The 17,621-nt window shown below is 66.4% G+C and carries 12 protein-coding genes; 4 read left to right on the top strand and 8 right to left on the bottom strand.

Annotation, left to right across the window (positions count from 1 at the left end):
• Positions 1 to 32 precede the first annotated feature (32 nt).
• The 3 genes from ACLQ24_RS17705 to ACLQ24_RS17695 are packed head-to-tail and all read right to left on the bottom strand — an operon-like array spanning position 33 to position 5,306.
• On the bottom strand, positions 33 to 1,031 hold the full coding sequence (locus tag ACLQ24_RS17705; protein WP_425892831.1) for a PD-(D/E)XK motif protein: 999 nt from the start codon (positions 1,029 to 1,031) through the stop codon (positions 33 to 35).
• On the bottom strand, positions 1,028 to 3,829 hold the full coding sequence (locus ACLQ24_RS17700; RefSeq protein ID WP_425892830.1) for a Z1 domain-containing protein: 2,802 nt from the start codon (positions 3,827 to 3,829) through the stop codon (positions 1,028 to 1,030). The genes ACLQ24_RS17705 and ACLQ24_RS17700 overlap by 4 nt, the downstream gene beginning before the upstream one ends.
• Complete coding sequence (locus ACLQ24_RS17695; protein ID WP_425892829.1) at positions 3,819 to 5,306, bottom strand: ATP-binding protein; 1,488 nt, start codon at positions 5,304 to 5,306, stop codon at positions 3,819 to 3,821. The genes ACLQ24_RS17700 and ACLQ24_RS17695 overlap by 11 nt, the downstream gene beginning before the upstream one ends.
• 303 nt (positions 5,307 to 5,609) lie before the next feature.
• Between ACLQ24_RS17695 and ACLQ24_RS17690 the strand changes: the two genes are divergently transcribed.
• Positions 5,610 to 7,505: a DNA cytosine methyltransferase gene (locus ACLQ24_RS17690; protein WP_425892828.1), complete on the top strand. Its 1,896-nt coding sequence runs from the start codon at positions 5,610 to 5,612 to the stop codon at positions 7,503 to 7,505.
• Here the strand turns inward: ACLQ24_RS17690 and ACLQ24_RS17685 are convergent.
• The 3 genes from ACLQ24_RS17685 to ACLQ24_RS17675 all read right to left on the bottom strand — a co-directional run bounded on the left by ACLQ24_RS17685 (position 7,450) and on the right by ACLQ24_RS17675 (position 10,883).
• Positions 7,450 to 7,896, bottom strand: coding sequence for a very short patch repair endonuclease (locus ACLQ24_RS17685; protein WP_425892827.1), 447 nt, complete (start codon positions 7,894 to 7,896; stop codon positions 7,450 to 7,452). The two genes, ACLQ24_RS17690 and ACLQ24_RS17685, sit on opposite strands and share 56 nt — an antisense overlap.
• Before the next feature lie 219 nt (positions 7,897 to 8,115).
• Entirely contained in the window at positions 8,116 to 8,838 is a 723-nt protein-coding gene (locus ACLQ24_RS17680) for a hypothetical protein (protein ID WP_425892826.1), read from the bottom strand.
• 311 nt (positions 8,839 to 9,149) lie between these two features.
• The gene (locus ACLQ24_RS17675) at positions 9,150 to 10,883 is read right to left on the bottom strand and encodes a hypothetical protein (RefSeq protein ID WP_425892825.1); all 1,734 of its coding nucleotides are present in this window, start codon (positions 10,881 to 10,883) and stop codon (positions 9,150 to 9,152) included.
• A 590-nt stretch (positions 10,884 to 11,473) separates the two neighbouring features.
• On the opposite strand from ACLQ24_RS17675, the gene ACLQ24_RS17670 reads away from it, so the two are divergent.
• Both ACLQ24_RS17670 and ACLQ24_RS17665 read left to right on the top strand, forming a co-directional pair.
• On the top strand, positions 11,474 to 12,271 hold the full coding sequence (locus ACLQ24_RS17670; RefSeq protein WP_425892824.1) for a hypothetical protein: 798 nt from the start codon (positions 11,474 to 11,476) through the stop codon (positions 12,269 to 12,271).
• On the top strand, positions 12,264 to 13,442 hold the full coding sequence (locus tag ACLQ24_RS17665; protein WP_425892823.1) for a helix-turn-helix domain-containing protein: 1,179 nt from the start codon (positions 12,264 to 12,266) through the stop codon (positions 13,440 to 13,442). Before ACLQ24_RS17670 ends, ACLQ24_RS17665 begins: the two co-directional genes overlap by 8 nt.
• Before the next feature lie 189 nt (positions 13,443 to 13,631).
• On the opposite strand, the gene ACLQ24_RS17660 is transcribed toward ACLQ24_RS17665, so the two are convergent.
• The gene (locus ACLQ24_RS17660; protein ID WP_425892822.1) at positions 13,632 to 14,573 is read right to left on the bottom strand and encodes a hypothetical protein; all 942 of its coding nucleotides are present in this window, start codon (positions 14,571 to 14,573) and stop codon (positions 13,632 to 13,634) included.
• A gap of 663 nt (positions 14,574 to 15,236) precedes the next feature.
• On the opposite strand from ACLQ24_RS17660, the gene ACLQ24_RS17655 reads away from it, so the two are divergent.
• Entirely contained in the window at positions 15,237 to 16,565 is a 1,329-nt protein-coding gene (locus tag ACLQ24_RS17655; protein ID WP_425892821.1) for a hypothetical protein, read from the top strand.
• A gap of 412 nt (positions 16,566 to 16,977) precedes the next feature.
• Here the strand turns inward: ACLQ24_RS17655 and ACLQ24_RS17650 are convergent.
• Positions 16,978 to 17,621: hypothetical protein (locus ACLQ24_RS17650; RefSeq protein WP_425892820.1), on the bottom strand; the 644-nt coding region annotated here is incomplete at its 5' end.

The following is a 17,621-nucleotide window of genomic DNA, read 5'->3' as shown; positions in this document are numbered from 1 at the left end:
CTCGGCGAAGTCCGCAAGGTGCGTGTTGCCGGTCACGGCACCTCCTCAGGGGTGTGCTGACGCAGCAGCTGTGCCAGGTCGCGCTCGGTGAGGAGGAACGGGGCGCATTGGTCGAGTTCCACCGAGTAGCTCACCGAGCGGACCCCGGTGGGAACATCGCGGGAGGTCAGGCGTGGAAAGCCTGGAACCACTTGGTAGCAACGTCGCGCCGTGAGACCGTAGCGCTCACGCTCGTACTGGTGGCGGTGCACATCGAGCCAACCGGCGTGCAGCAGGCGTTCCTCCAGCAACAACCGGTACCCGGCCAAGGCAGGGTCGGCACGCACAGCATCGATGATCTCGGGCAGGGTGACGCCCCCGTCGAAGCCGGAGCGCACGCTCTGGTGTACCAGGCACAGGAGGTCGATATCGGCGCTGTCGAGTTGGCGTTCGTTGCTAATCCGGCAGTGTTCCGGATCGCGGTACGACACACACTTGACCTCCAGCGCGGCGCGGCCGTGCCGGAAGTCCTGTGGGGCGCCCGTCGGCCCCACCCACGCCTGCAGGGCCGCCGGCCCCCAAGCGGGCAGGGCGATCTCGCGAAGGGCGACGAGTTCGCCGAAAAGGCCCAGCTGAGCCTGCGCCGAGAGGCCGGTGTTAAGTCCGGCCGCCAGCATCTTCTGCCAGCACCGAATGCGGTGTATCAGCGCCGCTGTCGGCTGGACGGCGGCGGTACCTGCGTGGTGGACGAGGTCGGCCACCAGAGTGCAGAACAGCTCGGCCTCGACGGTCGGCTCGGCCTGCACCCGGACGGTTCCTCCCTGGGTGCTGCACCTGAGCCCAGCGGTGTTCAGTAGCTGCTGGTCGTCAACGGCGTCAGCGGCGGTGACGACCAGCGCTCGCGTCCGTTCGGGCAGCGCGACCTCGACGTGGATGTCGAGATGACGCAGATCGGCACGCAGTCGGCGCCGCAGGACGCCGGGTTGGTCGGGGGGCGCGAGTTCCATTTGGGCGAATAGGCGAGCGATCTCGTCAACGGTGGGTGCGGTCACTCGAGATCGTCCTCGGACTGGCCCAGTTCCTCGGCGCGGAGGCTCTTGGCGAGGTTCTCGATGAACACGTTGTTGACCTTGTACTGCAGGCGCTTGGCGTTGTCGGACCGCGGGAACGGAACCGCGAACCCAATCAGGAGGTCGTCGTCGTGGTTGGTACCCGGGTCGACGCGATAGACCACGAGCAGGCCCTCGGCGGGGTCCCGCATCCTGCGCAGTACCTGTCCACTGGGGCGTTTCACCGTGGTCTGGTCTCCGGCGAGTGCCTGAGTACGTTTCTTCGCGACGGCGAGCTGCTCGCCGTCGAATCCGATCGCCTCGTCGGTGGGGCTGACCAACACGCCGACCTCGTGCTCCCTGCACCTAGCGGGGTCGCTGTTGGTGGTGTTCTTCCGGGTGATGCGCCGTAGCTCGACGCCGTCGATGGTGTCGATGGTGTCTGCCTTGCCGGCGACGATCGCGACGATCCACCGGGTCAGCTCACCCTTGCTCTCCTGGGCCTCGATGTACTCGACGAGGACCTTCGGGGTGGCCTGGACGTTCCGGGGCGACGCCCGGAAGTCGTTCAGGAAGTCCTTGACGACGGCAGCGGGCACCTCGGAGCGGAAGTAGCCTCGTTGACCGCGGGGGCGTCGTTCGACCGGAAGCTCGAGACAGTTGAGGGTGTTCTCGACCAGCCGGTCGAACACCGTCTTGTTGGCTGCCTTGGTGACCGGGTCGGAGAGCATGACGAGTGTTTCGGGTCGCTCACCGGAGAAGGTGAAGGACAGCGTGGTGGCAGATCGTCGCTTGGCCGCGGCGGTGACCTGGAGTTGACCGTATCCATCTTCGATCTTGAGTCCGACGTCCCTGGGGGTGTCGCCGTTCTCCGCCACGGTGGCGACCACGTCCATGAGGTTGCGGTTGGCGCGGGTGATGTGGACGTAGTAGTCGACCAGTTCCTGGGTCGTGTACAGGCGGGTGACGTCCAGGTAGCCGGGCCGATAGCCGAACCAGCGGCCCATCTGCAGCAGCGTGTCATAGGCCTTGGACGCGCGCAGGTAGTAGGAGACCGTCAACCCCTCCAGCGTGAGACCCCGGGACAGTTTGTCGCCCCCGACGGCAACGACAGTCACCGGCGTGGACCCGTACTCGAGTACGTCCTGCGCGGTGCCGTTGATCGCCTTCACGTTGCCCGCCGCCTCGGCGAGCACCTCGGGCAGGATCTCCTGCACCTCCTTGAGGACCACCGGGTCGCCCACTGCGTCGCCTAGGTTATCGCGGGCGGCGAGGTCGAGGTGCACGGGAACGAAGTCCTGCTTCCAAAGCTTGGACAGGCGTCGTCGCAGCGCCGCACCGGCCGTGCCGTGGTCCCCCCACGTGTCGCGCATGTGCGCGAGGTGCTGACGGACCTGGTTGACGACAGCGGTCTGGATGTCGGTGAACCTGGTGACATGGATGAGCATGGAGTTGTGGTCGGGCCGCCCGCCCGGTCGGGCGGCACGGACCTTACGCACCGCGGTGGCCAGCACGAAGGCGTCGATCGCGTTTACCAGTGAGGCAGGCAGCCGGGCCGGTGGCCGGTGTCCGCCCTTGTGCTTGTCAGGCATCCACGTTTCGTGGTCGTCGACGACGCTGATGATCGGTAGGGGCTGACGAACCTCGTCGGCGGTGGCGTCCTCGAGCCCGAAGACGGTCTCCGGGCCGCAGTAGTTCGTCGGCGGTCGCAGTGCGAGGACCAGGTGGCGCGGAAACAGATCGGGACCGTGCTCCGGATGGTCGGTGTCGTGCGGGATGAAGATGTTGCCGAATGGGGTGGCCGTATAGGCGAGGTAGGCCCTCTTGTCGAACAGGCCGAGCAGGTCACGGATGGCGGCGTTGATCGCGGTGGGGTCGTGCTCGGGGTCGCTGTGCGTCTTCTTGTCAGGAGTCTTGCGCGTATCGATCGATGCGTCGTCGGCCTCATCGTCGATGAGCAACAGCGGCAGGTCGGCCAAGGCGCCGTCCTTGTTGAAGTTGGCCAACCAGCCGGTCAGGTTCTCCAGGATGCTCTTGTACTTCTTGACAACGATCAGAACGCGGTTCTTGCGCAGGTCGACGGCGGTGCTCTGAGCCACTGCCTTCTTGAAGTCCGACTCGGTGGTCGTCAGTGGGAAGCACTGCACGGGATGGCGGAGGCCTAGGGTGCCCACGCCGATGTCTCCGAGTCCCGCACCCTCACCCCGGGTGCGGGTGACCCTGGTGTTGAACCCGAGGAACTCCAGATCCAGCCGTGCCTGGGTCTGGGTGCGCAGGCTCTCGTGTCGCCCGGCGAGCACGATCACCACGTGGTAACCGGCGTCCACAGCCTTGCAGATGGTGCCGGTGTAGTTAGCGGTCTTGCCGGACTGCACCTGCCCGTAGACCAACCCGTAGAAGGCCCACGGGCCGGCGCGTTCTGGGTCCTCCAAGCGGTCGAGGATCACATCGGTCGCCTCGTCCAGGGCCTCCACCGGCTGGGGTTTCCAGCTCCGACGGGACGCGAGCCAGGTGCGGTAGCGGTTCCAGTAGTCGAACGAGATCTTCTCCCGGCGCTCCGGGTACCACGGTTGGTGGGCGTCGGGATTGGTCACTGCTACCGGGCGAGGTACCCACACGTCGAATCGCGACTCCAACTCCTCGACGAGCCGGTCAACATCGACAGGACCAATCACGCTGGCAGGCTTCGCGGCGGTCTCGGCCGCCTCGCGGATCCGCTCGATCGTCCGATCGGTACGGGGCTGGCTCAATAGAAGCTTCTCGGCGACGTCGAGGGCCATCGTGAACGGATCAATGTGCACCTGCTGCTCCTTCGGCGTCCAGGGCGCGGTCGAGCGCCTCGGGGAAGCGATTGAACGGCTCGGTCGACCGGAGGGCGGCGACAACAGCCTGCCGGCTGTGCGGTTCGTGGGGTAGCGCGGCGATCGCGGCGCGGAAGAGTGCGGCCACCTCGTCTTGGCCAGCGCCGTCGAGAGGTGCCTGCGCCGCGCGGTCGGGAGCGGCCGTCACCTCGGTAGCGATCAGGCCGACGGGCAGTGCTTCCTCCACCAGTCGTAGGGCCACCTCTACAGCCGCCTTTTCCTGGGTTGCCAGTGCGGCTGCGACAACTGGGTGGTCCCGGTTGATCTGGTAGCCGATCTGGCCCCGCCGGCTGCGCTGTTGCCAGACGAAGGTCAGTGCACCGCTGTCCCTCCGGCTGGCGGGAACCACCGACGTGCCACGGTGGCGGAAGACCTGCTCGGAGCGCGTACGTGTGAGCACCGCGATCTCGCGTAGCCGGTCGCGTAGTACTGGTGGCGGGCTGACCCGGGCCTTACGGATGTCGACCTGCCAGTAGTGGTCGTCGTCGCTGGTGACCTCGACCGCTATGCGTGCGAGCTGGCACTGCGGCGTGCGGCGCAGGCCGGCGAGTCCGAGCCAGCCTCCCAGCGTGAGGAGACGGTTGTTGCGGTAGACGTAGAAACCCTGGTGCGAGCTCCAACCCGAGGCACCGGTGGCTGCCAGGGTCTCGACGTTGGTAAGCCGGGAGGGGTGCGGAAGGACGTAAGGTGTCACGCCGGCGGTCGACAGCCCGCCCTCCACCAGCGCGGAGCCGAGGTCCTGGGTCGCTGGGTGCGCCGTCAGAAAGGGGTCCCAACCCCGCACCCGTTGGCCACCGACGGTCAGGCGGAGGCGTCCGTCGCGCAGGAAGCGACCGAACACCGCCGCCAGGTGGTCGCGCACGCCGGCCATGCCGTCGGTCAGCTGACTCCCGTAACCACAGCGGTCGAGGTCGCGCCACAGCACCATCGTCCCCGGGGACGCCATCCCGAGTTGCTCTGCTATGCGTAGCGCCTCGTCATCAACCCAGTCGAGGACGTACCAGTCGCCCCGCTCAGCAACGAATCCCAGATCCCAGGTGCGGGCAGCCATGGCGCCGGCGGCCGTGCGCGTGAGAACGGTGAGCCTGCGGGCCTGCGAGAACGAGGCGGTCTTCAGCCCGAGGCCGAAACGGCCCAGGTCCCCGCGTGGGCGCGGCGCCAGAGGTCCATCCACGCCTAGGTGCATGGCCCGGTGGAGCTGCTCCTCGGTCATGCCCCTGCCGTCATCGACCACAGCCACCCAGCCGGTTCCCCGATCGGCGTTGTACTCCACGCTGACCGAGCGGGCGCCAGCGGTCACAGAGTTGTCGACCAGGTCGGCAATCGCGTCCGGTAGGTGGTAACCCAGGGCGCGCAGGGACTCGATCAGAGCAGCGGCGTTGGGGGGTGCGTGCAGTGCGCGCGGCTCGACCGTCATCGGTGCCCTTCACTCGTGTTACAGGGCGCCAGCATACGACCTCTCTCCGACGTTCTCCGTCCCACGAACGGGGCGAGATCACCGCGACCTGGTGAGGTTGGGGGCACCGGGCGTGCCGGCGGACGGACCGCCTACAGTGGCGAGACCGGCGAGACCGGCGGGCGCCGACGAGGACGACCCGGACAGCGCAGCGCTGCGACGTGACGAAAAGCGATCATCGTCGTACAGTGTGCCTGACCGGTCGTTCATACACACGTGCGACCGAAATCTGCGTGAGGTACCGATTGGGGGGACGGCGTCCGGGTGGCCACCTACGGTGTGAAGCTGCAGCGGAGCGACGACCTTCGACTCCTCCCTCGCGAGGACAGCTGCAGCCTGGAGTCATTCCCGCAGTGGTGTGAACAACGGCTGGCTGCGGGCGGGCGCCTCGCGGTCGACCTGTTCTCCGGGGCCGGCGGATTGAGTCAGGGCCTGACCGACGCAGGGTGGACCGTCGCCGCCGCCGTGGACCACGACCGCAAGGCACTGGACACTCATCGGGCGAACTTTCCAGGGCTGGCTCTGGACGTCGATCTCGGCGATGACGTCGCCCGGGCAGGTCTCGTGCGACTCCTCCGAAAGGTCAACATTGACCTCGTGGCCGGAGGGCCGCCCTGCCAGCCGTTCAGCCGGGCGGGGCGTAGCAAGATTCGCAGCCTGGTCGAAGCGGGCAAAAGAGACGAAAAAGACCACCGCAAGGAACTGTGGCGTGCCTTCGTCGACGTCGTTCTCAAGGTCCGCCCACGAGCGGTGCTGATGGAGAACGTGCCGGACATGGCACTTGGCGATGAGATGTTCGTGGTGCGAACCATTGTCGCAACGTTGGAGCAGGCCGGTTACCGCACGCAGGTCCGGCTGGTCGACGCGTGGCGCCACGGAGTTCCCCAACACCGCCAGCGGCTGATCCTGCTCGCCCGCCGAGACGATGGGGCGTTCACCTGGCCGGAGGAGGCCGAGCACTTCACGACTCTGCGAGAGGCCATCCATGACCTGCCGCGGCTACAGTTGGGCACTGGCGGACGCCGGATGGAGCACAGGTCAGAGCATCTGAGCCCATTCGCCCAGCGCATGCGACGCAATGCTGAGAACGGGCTCGTGTTCGATCACATGACCCGCCCCGTCCGGGATGACGACCGCAAAGTCTTCGCGCTGATGACGTCGAAAACCCTCTACTCCGCCATCGACCCGAGCCTGCGTCGGTACACCGCCGACACCTTTGATGACAAGTACAAGCGCCTGGACTGGGACGACCGGAGTCGGTCGATCACCGCGCACATCGCCAAGGATGGCTACTGGTACATCCACCCGGAGGAGCACCGCACCCTCACCGTCCGTGAGGCAGCACGCATCCAGACGTTCCCCGACAGCTTCCGTTTCGCCGGAACCCGCAGTGACGCCTTCCGGCAGATCGGCAACGCCGTACCACCGATGCTCGGTGAGGCCGCCGCGCTGGCGCTCATGGCTCAAGAGGAACCGTCAGACGACGAGCACCGCGAGTGGGGTACGGTCCGCAAAATTCTCGCTCAGCACGCCACCCGACAGCGTCTGGGCGATCACTGGTACCTGCTGCCTTCGCAGGGTCGCCCACCGGCCCTGGCGGCGCTGGTGGCGATGATCGGTGGTCAGCCTGGACTGGGCGCCACACTGGAACCCTTACGAGACACAGCTCCCCTGACGCGGCAACTGCTGGAACGCGTTCTTGACGGTAGAACCACGTCAAGGCTTCGTAACGCCGTTGAGCGGCTCGCCCCGCTGCTGGACGACCCCGACATCGCTCACGACCCCGACCATCTGGAGATCAAACTCGGACTGCGGGCAGCCGAGACAGACCTCTTCCGGCTACTCCTCGGCGAAGACCGCCTGGTACCCAACCAGACGGCGACCCGCGTGGCAGCACGAGTGGTCGGCAGCGACTCACACACGACGAACCGACTCACCGCCGGCAGGCTCGACCTTGCGCTGCTCGTCGGGTCCGGGGTGCACGCAGCATCGCGCATGGCGGCCGTGCGACTACTGGGAGCTACCGTTTGCCGGACTGAGCCCAGCAGGCAACTCTGTCGAACGTGCCCCCTTCGCAACAACTGCCACTTCGGCGCGCGCTTCGTCAGCTCTGGAAAGCCCGCTGCACCTGTCGGGCCGCAGCCATCACATCAGCTTTGATCTCACACTCCCACAGTCGCACCACGCGCCACCCCGCATCGGCCAGGGCAGCATCGTTGCGGCGGTCCCGCTCCTGGTTGTCACGCAGTTTCTGACGCCAGCGATCCGCATTCGGTCCTCGGAAGGCCTGCGGTCCGTGCTGGGGACAACCGTGCCAGAAGCAGCCGTCAACGAACACTGCCAAGCGTCGCCCCATGAACACGAGGTCAGGTTTGCAGCGGCCGACAACCTGTCGCTGTAGCCGGAAACGCATCCCGAGGGCGTGCACGGCGCTGCGGAGGGCGATCTCTGGTCCTGTGTCGCGTACCCGGCGCCCGCGCAGATGTGCGCCGGCCCGGGTCGAGACCCAACCCCGAGCGTCAGTGCCGCTACCAGAGCCCGCCTGCCCCATGCCACCAGGATAGTGATCGGCATGGCCGACCGCCCGGCCGCCACATGGAGCCTGAAGAAGCCTTCCCAAGGCAGACCAAAACCGGGCCGGCTTCCGGCCACTTCTCAGCAGGTCGTCGCAGTCCTGCTGGCGACCCGGTGATCCGAGCGGCCAAGAACCTCCCCAAGGCTACGACGGGCAGGGCTGCCAGGAAGAAGCGTCTAATGACTCGCCAAAGGCTCAGCAGTTGAACAGTGACTGCTGCCCGTCCACTTCGACGCGATCCTCCACGGGTTGTTCATCATTCGAGGACGGCCCCCAGCACAGAGGCGGTGGCGGATCGTGTTCAGCCTTGGCCAGAATCGCCGCGGCCAAGTCCATCATCTCCTTGATCGACCGCGCATGGATAGTCAGAAACTGCGGACGCAGGTCATCGAGGTCGAATCCGCAGGACGTGCTCTCGACCAGCGGCTGCAACCAGTCCGCGTGCGCTCGGTCGATGGCGGCCACAACCACCGGCCGCTCGGCCCAGGATCGCTCGGCGTGGCTGCGGCAACTGGCAGCCGGCACGCACCCGATCGCCGCCAATGCATACGTTAGCCCGGCGACCCCAAGTTCAAGGTGACACAGACTGACCGCGTCGACGTCACCATGTTTGGCAAGCGCGGCCATGCCTGCCTCATCCTCGGGATCCTCGGACGGGAAATCAGGGTTGTGTGCTTCGATCAACCGGGCGAAATACTCGAACGTCGTAGCATCGTTCGCCGCGGCGTCGACTGCAGTTGCCGCAGCCCGTTCGTCGGCTACCACATGGGCCGCTTCCGAGAACGGCACATCGAATATCGCCCATACGCCTTGGAAGAATCCGATGCCCTCTTCATGGATTTCGTCTTCCGCCGGCATCCAGAACGGTGCATTCTGCGGAAAAGCTGGATCAAGCTGGATATGGGTGTAGGGGATCAACCGCATCTCCTCTCGAAGCCTCGAAGCAGTCAACCACTTTGAGGGCGCAGAACGCAGTTTGCGGCGGGGGACTCGTACGAGTCAGAGGGATGATGGCTCCCCGCCCCGCCATAGTGGCGACGCCAGCATGCTCCCATCGCCGGCAGGCATCTCGGACACGATATGCGAGCCCCCGGCGACATCACCACCCGCTCTTCGTTACAGGTCAAGTTGCGCGATCTGCGGCCCACGGCCGTTTGCCCGCCAGCCGAGGCGGGCCCGAAGATGATCCAGCGCGACATAGGGCCGCCGACGCAGAGCCAGGTGTCTAGCTAGGCGAACAACGCGGTGGCGACGTCAGGCGCGAGCGGTATGCCGGCGCGCCAGGCGTCGGCCGCAGTCTTGATCTCTTTGTGGGCGATCACCGAGCCACGGCCGTCGAGAAGACCTGTCAGGGTGACCCGGAGCGTCACCCGTGCCAGATCGCGCCCGAACGACGCGACAGTGTCCACGGCATCCGACGAGGCTGGGCCACCATGGGCGAGCGCGTTCCGCAGCCGCTGGAGGCGATCGACCTGCGAGGTCCAGTCCACCTCCAACTGGCTGCACCACTTCTCCAGTGTCGCGGTTGTTGCCAGCCGGTCGGCGAGGGTGGTCAACCGGCGACTGGTTCGAGTGTGAACCGGGTGCATCGATCGGAGGGCGGGCAGGGCCGCCAAGGCGTGGTCCAGGTGACTGGTGTAGGCACCTCGACCACGGTGCACTTGGAGCTTGCCGCGGAGGCTGGTCATCTGCGCGCGGTGCTCGGGCGCGACGGCGTACGGCTCACCGGCAGCTTCGATACACGTATTGAATAGGTGAGCCCGAATCCGGCTTCTGATCCACTGCTGCTTCCATGTGCATGTGAGGAACTCGTACCACTTGCCACCGCCGACAAGGGAAGCGACCCACTCCACGACGCGTACGTCGAGAACGACGCGGGGTAGGTTCGACTGCTCCCCAGCCTCCTGCCACCACCGCACCAGGTTGATCACCTCGTGCAACTCTTCCGGCACCGGCGAGAGCCGCGCCCCCAGCGTGACGGAGAGATCCTCCAGCACATCACCGGTCGGATCTTCATGCGGCACCACCTCAGGCTCCCGCTTCGGTGCAGAAAGCAGGGGCATGCCGGTAACACGGCCATCGACTGCGTGGATGTAACCGCTCCACGGAGTCCAGTTGTGGGTACCGGTGTCGAACTTCGCGACCGCAACGGTCGCGTGGGCGAGGTCCGTGGCGCGGCGGATCGGATCAGCGAAGCGCCCATGACCCAGATCGACACGGGCGAAGACGAGACCGTCGTCGGCGGGGATGTCCTCAGGCCTCAGCCACCCGTCGGTGCGCCGGAGCTCGGCAGGCACCCACTCCTTTCCTGGCCCGCTCATGCCGATCATGGCCTGCATCATCGGCGCGCAGTAGAAGGTGACCGGACCCACGGCGAAGTACGAGGTGCCGATGTGGGCCTGGCCGAACGCGAACCATACGACGTGGTGGCCGCCCTGCGCACGGTGGGCGATCAGTTGCTCACACAGTGCGAGTCGCGCGGCTTCGTCCAGCCCGGCCGCCTCATCAAGACCTGGCCACGTCGCCACGTCGTCCCGATCGAGATCACCGATGTGAACACGGGCCTCGGTCACGAAGGCGGCGCTGTCGTGTAGTACGCCGGTCAGGATCCGCCCGGTGATGCGGAGGCTGATCTCGGCATTGGACAGCAGTGAGCGGAACAAGTCGCGGCGGCTGCCGAGGTCGTCGGCGGAGATTCCGCTCGTCCGGCAGGCGTCCACCAGGTCGCGCCAGGCCGCCACAGCTACCGCCGGCTCCGTAAGCCGGGCCAGCAGCTTCTCTACCGTCACCTTTGGCGCCGGCACCCCCGCCAACCACCCGCCCACCGCGCCGTCGACTTTTCCCTTCTGCGAGACGATCGCGATGAGCCGTCGGGCCTGGTCGTCCACATCGAGGAGATCTTGGCCCAGTTCCGTCCGCAGATGCTGGCCGCACCTGCCGGCGGCAAGGCGGAGGTCTTCCATCGCCGACCTCCACGGTTGCTTCCGCTCACCGCTGAACGGCCCGGTGATCCAGCTTCGAACCTCCGAGAGTGCGAGCGGCAGAGCTACAGCGCCGGCTCGGCCCCACGGCTGGCCATCAGAACGGGTCCACCAACCAACCGCGTCGTGCAGCTCATCGACCCAGCTCGGCGGGAAACGGAACGCAGGCCCGGAAGGAAACACAGAGGCAAGTATCTCAACGCCCGAGGCCCGTCGGGGAGTGGGGCAGCCCGGCCCAGGAGGCTGTAGTCGATGACCTCGCCCCCGTATGCGCGGATCCAACCCGCGTGCGGACGGGTGGTGGCGGGGGCCCATCGGATGCGGATCCACGCCGCCCGGTCGGTGGTGTCAACGCCGGCTGAACTTTCAGGCGGAGCCGACAGGTGGCGGCCTTCGTGAGTGAGCCGGTATTTCAGCCCTCGTCGGCCCGGGGTGCTTACCCCAGCCGACGAGCGCCCTTCGGTGAGTGCTGCAGCGAGGGAACCGCACGGTGGGCATGTCATGCACAAAAATAAAGCGGATGCGCTAGAGTCCTGGCTGGATCTGAAGTGTCAGTCTCTCTGGAGGGCTAGTTGAGCGAGGAATCGCCGGTCTCGGCCTGGGCGCGGTCACACTTCGGGCAGGACGCTGAGGTGGTGCGGCGTGGCCTTGTGGAAGGGCTGCACCACGCGCAGCAGCGGGCTGTGTTGATCCAGGAGATGTCGGGTCTACCGTCCAAGCAGCCGTACGGCGGTATGTGGCCGGCAACGTACAAGTCTCTGGAGGAGCAACTTGTAGGCCTTGAGGGGGCGTACAAGTTCCGGCCGCCGAATGCCTCGTACAACCTGATGGTCGTCCGAGAGCGGCTGTTGCTGCCCTTCAAGCTCGCCGACAACCTGAACGTGCCGGTGAAGCAGGCCCGCTTGGCGACGAAGATCGGCCTGAACCTGTCGCTTGCGCTTTCCGCAGCGCAGCCGCCGGATGACCTGCTGAGCCTTCTGGTCGAGGACTTCGACTTCGACCCGGTCGCAGTGGTCAACGAACTTGTTCACCTGAGCCCCGCCACCAAGATCATCTACGTGCCCTACGTTGCTCACGCCGATGCCGGCCTGCTGAAGTCCTGGTGGGGTGAGGGCCTCATGCAGTCCGACGGCACGATCGCCTGGCTTGTCGGCCAGCCGGAGGAGCTGCCAGCGGCTAAGGGCGCCACGCCGGAAGGCTCGACCGGCGCGTTCTCGGGGCTGGCGAAGGTTGGAGGCTCGGGGCGAGCCTTCGACGAGGGTGACCTGCCCGCGCTCGACTTCCCGACGCACTCGCGTCCGGTAGAGGCGCCGACGGCTGAGCGGGAGCCGGAGCCGGGAAAGCCCTCCGCGAACGACCGCGATGCGTAAGCACGAACAACTCCGACTCATCACACCGATTGTTGCCGCTGGTGGGACGGCAACGCCCGCCGCCATCGCCGACGGATTTGACCCCGGCCGGCTGACCCAGGCCCGGCAACTCGCAGCCATGACCAAGAAGGCACTCGCCGACCGGATCGGCATCACGGCAGCGGCCATCGGACAGTACGAGCTCGGACTAACCAAACCCCGACCCGAGTTGATCGGGCCACTCGCCGCAGTCCTCAGCGTGCCCCCGCCGTTCTTCCTCAGAGGCCGCCCCCATGCCCGCCTCGACGCATCTATGGCTCACTTCCGCAGCTTGCGAGCGACGCGGGCATATCAGCGAGCGAAGGCGATCTCCTTCACTGAACTGGTGTGGGAACTGACCTACGCGCTGGAGAAGCGAGTCCAGCTTCCCTGGATCGACCTACCCGGCTTCGCCGGCGGCGAGGTGCACTCCGGGACCGAACTTCCCCGCGATCCAGCCGCCGCGGCCCAAGCGCTACGCGCCCACTGGAAACTCGGCAACGGGCCGATCAGTCACCTCGTCCGTCGGATGGAAGCCCACGGCATCGTCACCGTCACTCCACCGGCTGACGACGACGCCACCACCGTCGACGCCTTCTCCACCTCACGCCTCCCCCGGCCGATTGCGGTCTTAACCCCGAATCGCGCAAACAACGTCTACCGCCATCGTTTCAGTGCCGCCCACGAACTCGGCCACCTCGTACTCCATGGCGACACCGCGCCCGGTGACATCCAACAGGAACGTGAGGCCGACACCTTCGCGGCCGAGTTCCTCACGCCCCGCAACAGCATCCTGCCCGCCCTCCCCGGCCGCGCCGACCTCGGCAAACTCGTCGAGCTTCAACGCGAGTGGGGAGTCTCGGTCAAATCGCTGCTGTACCGATGCCGCGAGCTGGGGCTGCTGTCCGACTCCGCCTCCAGCCGTGCACACCAAAGACTGCACCTCTTGGTCGATCAGCCAGGCTTCCGTGCCGAACCCGCGGCTGCCTATCCGGGTGAGCAGCCGGCTATGCTCAGCCGAGCTTTCGACCTGGCTACCGGCAACGGCCTGACGATGCAGGTGCTCGCCGAAGAGCTCGCGTGGCCGCTGCCCTGGGTGAGAATGTTGCTGGGCGTAGCCGACCAACGACCGGTCCTCAAACTGGTGCGGTAGACGATTAATCTCGTGCGACAGCGTCGGCGGCGATCGCGTGGTGATCCGTGGGTGATCGGATGTCGACGACCGTTGCAGCACAGCGGGAACCAAGCACGGCACACCGGGCGGATCGTCACCAGCCACTCGATCGTCGATCGAGTGGTCATCGATGACGGTCCGTCGCTGGGACGAGATCAGGCCCGCCGGTTAGGGCAGCCGCCGTTCACGGTCAACGCACTGGCCCTGCCCGGCATCGCGGCACCAGTGTGGATGTTCGATCCGGTCGCCGCCGCCCGGAAACGTGACGAGGAGGATCGCGTCCTCGGCTCGGGCTTCCATCACGTACTCCCGCAGGTACCAGTCTCCAAACAAGGCGTTGCAGGAAGGGCAACTGAAGGCGGTGTAGGAACCTCTGGCGGTAGCGCTGTAGCGGGATCCGATATTGGCGAGCGGCACGCCCAGACGATCCGCCTCCACCGCCACGCGGCGACGCACGTCGGGCCGGGCTTCCGGGCGGTCCTGTGCCCAGATCAACGCGTGGCGGATCTCGGCTCTCGTCCCGCACGGTCCGTCGATGATCTCCCGATCGACCTCCCAGAACAGCGAGACCCCGCCGCACCGATAGCAGGGGTACTCGAAACAGGACACCTGCGTGATGGCCGGCTGGCCGGTCGCCACGTGGTCACGGAAATCGATCCGGCCGGTGAGTAGACCGATGACGACGTCGGCCAACGGCATCGCGGTGCCGTTGACGACCGTGGTGACACTGTCGGCAGCGAAGGCGGTGTGAAACACGGGCAGGTCGCGACGTGGAAGCGGGACGCTGCGCTCGTACCGGGTAAACCACACGCCGTGGACACGGTCGGCGGCATACCGATGCTGACGGTGTTCGAACTGGTCCCGGGTCTGCGCGCTCCATTGGACTTCGAATGCGAACTTGCTGGTCCCTCCGGTGGCCAAAACGTCGGCGACCCAACCTTGTCCACGCGCCTCCGGTTCGGCGTCCCATCCGGCTGCCCGAACGGCCTGCACGATGATGTTCTTGGCGTGCAGGTGCTGACCGGTCTCGGCTGGATGGCTCGCGCAGTCACTCGCTGCCCTGTGCGCAAAATGCCGCACACCGCGCTTACTCGTGCGCAGGTACGCCACAGCACCGCAGTACGGCAGCCGCACGGAACACCGGCCCGCTCGAACGTCAGTCCGTAGCGACTGCCATCGCTCGTCGGACAGCAACGTGCTGACCGTCCGTACGCCATCGACCATCGCGAGAAGAGGCACAGGTACATGCTCGGTGCCGGGTACGACAGTTCCGTGTTGCTGTGCCCAGCGGTTGTGGTAGCTGCTACCGGCAACCATGGGCAGGGTACGTGCGATGTCTGAATCCCGGCCGGCCCGTTCGCCGCGACCACGTCCTTTCACGACGACCCATCGGCAACCCTCGGCTGGCTGATCCCTCGGCTCGTCAGCGTTGATGAGCAGAGACGTAGCGACGTGCTGTCGGCCGAGGGCGTGGGCGACCTGATGCCCTTGTCAGCCCCCTCGCGGCTCCCCGAGCACCTATAGGGAAGAGGCGACGACCGCGCAATGCCGCACCGCGACGCATCGGACGTCAATAGCGGCGCTAGAGGCTCCCCACTGTCGGCGCTCTTCTGCACATCGCCGTGGTGTCACTGGCCACAGGTCGCTTCCGACGCGGGCACAGTGCCGCCGACGCGATGTAGCGGCGAACTCGTTTGCCGATACGGTGAGCTGTCCGGATGATGCGAATGCCAACCCGTCGGCAGTGCAGGAGGCACGGTGCGCGCCACGTTGATGGATCGTGCAGACGGCGATCAGATCGACCTCATCCTGACGCATCCGGCGCACCAGCAGACCCTGCGCGCCTTGATCGATCTGATCCAGGCATTACGCGCCTGCCGCTCTGCCGAGGAGTTGTACCACTTCCAGAGTCGGCTCCGCGGCATGGTCCTCGACACCGAGCAGCGTCGCGCCGCGATCAGCCAGCAGATCAAACGACTGGATAGGCACCGCAACCTCACCACTGACGCGCCCGAACTCGGCACAGCCCTCGACCGCACCGACCGGGGATCCTGGGTATTGGAGAGCGACGTCTACGAGCGGATCTGGCGCCAGCTCAAGTCGATCGCGGACGCACTCGCCTGGAAAGTCTTTGGCTACCAGCGCAACATCATCGTGGCGCTGTCGCGCGCCGACGCTCCCGGCCCGATGTGCGGCAAGACCGGCCTGGCCGCAGAGCTCGAGGTCATCGAGACCGCGTGGCGCGAGAACCATGAGTTCGTGCTGCACCACGACCTGACCAACGTCATCCGTGTCGGCGACGTCACCGTCCTCGACCGTGACGGCTGGGCCTGGCTCCGCGAGATCAAGACCAACCAGCGGTATCGGGTCCCTGCCCAGGAGCGGCTGCTGGCCGACACCTCGCAGGTCCTCGCCGACGAGACCGGCAAGTTGCCCAGCGGCTACGCACCAGTGCGCACCACCATCGACTACCGCACCGACCTGGCGGGCCTGCGTGACATCCTCGGCTTGGCACATGCGCGGACGGGTATCGCCGGAGGTGTGGTCTCGTCCGGCCGCGCGGTCGTGGCGGCCAGTCAGTTCACCGCCTCCGGCCGGTACACCGCTGAGGAGTTCGGCACTCGTTTCGGCGCCGAACTCGCCCGGGTCCGTCGTCGCATCGGCGCCGACAACCCCGGGCACACGCTGACGCTGCTGAGCATCGACCAAGCCGGTCGTACCCTCGTGCGTCCACCCTGGGCGATCTACCCGATCGAGGCCGAGGTCGCGGCCAGCCTCATCGCCGACGGCATGTTCTTCGCCGTCTGCATGAACCCGAACAAGATCATCGACTCGTTGGCCAAGGCCGGCGTCGAAGCGTCCTGGCTGCAACGTCTCGACGGCACCGAAGATCCCTCGAAGCCGTTGTTGAACGTCGCCGTACGGTCGGGCGGCCGGCTCTGGTCGACGTCCCTGAACTTCGCCGCAATCGCGGAGCTGATGCTCGAGCTGATTGATCTCCGCACCTGGAGCCGGCAGGTCGCCGCGATGCTCAGCGGTGAGTTCGCTGCCGGCACGCGGCCCTGGCCGTGCTTTGCCAGGGAGGCCAGAGTCTGGGCGTGATTGCCCGGACGCCGGCTGTTTGGCTCGGTGCCATCGCCCGGCGGATGGGATCGGCTCGCGAAGAAGTGGCGATGGCATCGCCAGACAGGGTTAGGCCGTTGGATCAACGCTGAGCGTGTGTTCTCGGCGCTGCCGGTCAACAGGGTGAACTCGTGGTCTCCCTCGCCGTCGGGCGTCATGTCGTAGCCGGAGTACGCGCCGGTGAGCGCGGGTGGGGCGACGTAGCGGTGTGACGTGAGATGTACGTCCAGCCGTTGTCGACCAGCCGTACGTACGCGATGCCGTGGGCCTTGGCTAGGTCTAGGACACCGCTCTGGAATCCACTGGCGGCCACCACGACGGCCTTTTGGGCGCCGGTGGACCGAAGCTTGGTGAGAAGCACCTGAAATCGGACCGTTTGTGCGACGGGTGTTCACCACCAACGGCGCCTGACCTTGATCTCGCGTACCGGTATCTCGGAGGGGTGTAGGGGGCGTTCGACGACGGGGCGCATCATGTGGGGTGTGATGCGGTCGCGTTCGTGCTCCTCGGCGAACCGGGCGGCCTGTTCGTGTTCGCCAAGATTGTCCAGGGCCTTGAGGAGGTCGGTTACCAGGATGTCGAGGCGGTGAGTTTCGGCTTCGGCGGCGAGAAACCGTTCGTGGTGGGTGACTGCCCGGTGGCCGCACCACTGGCGCAGTAGTTCGTGACGGGGCCGGTCGTGGCGGCGGTACCAGTCGTACTCCCATTCCGGTGTCGTCGACCGGCTGTCGCGGCCGACGCGGTAGTCATCGCCGAACTTGCATTTGTGGCGGGACCGGGCTTCCTGCTCGATGACGAGGGCGAGGACCTGGGTCGGATGGGCACGGCACGCGGCCTCGACCAGCTGGAGGGTGCCGGCCGGTGACAGGATGGTCCGGCCGTCGTGGTCGAACCATTCAGCCGAGGCGAGGATGTAGTCGATCGGGCCGTCGATGATCTCGCATATTGACCCGTAAGGCAAAGGTGCCGTGGTTAGCCGGCTGCGTAGCGGACTTCTGGCTTGCCGAACAAGGCTTTCACGATGTTGGGTTGGTT

This window comes from Micromonospora sp. DT4, assembly GCF_049841675.1.
Taxonomy (GTDB): Bacteria; Actinomycetota; Actinomycetes; order Mycobacteriales; family Micromonosporaceae; genus Micromonospora.
The sequence above is the reverse complement of the archived record's forward strand: the minus strand, read 5'-3'. Positions and strand labels throughout refer to the sequence as shown.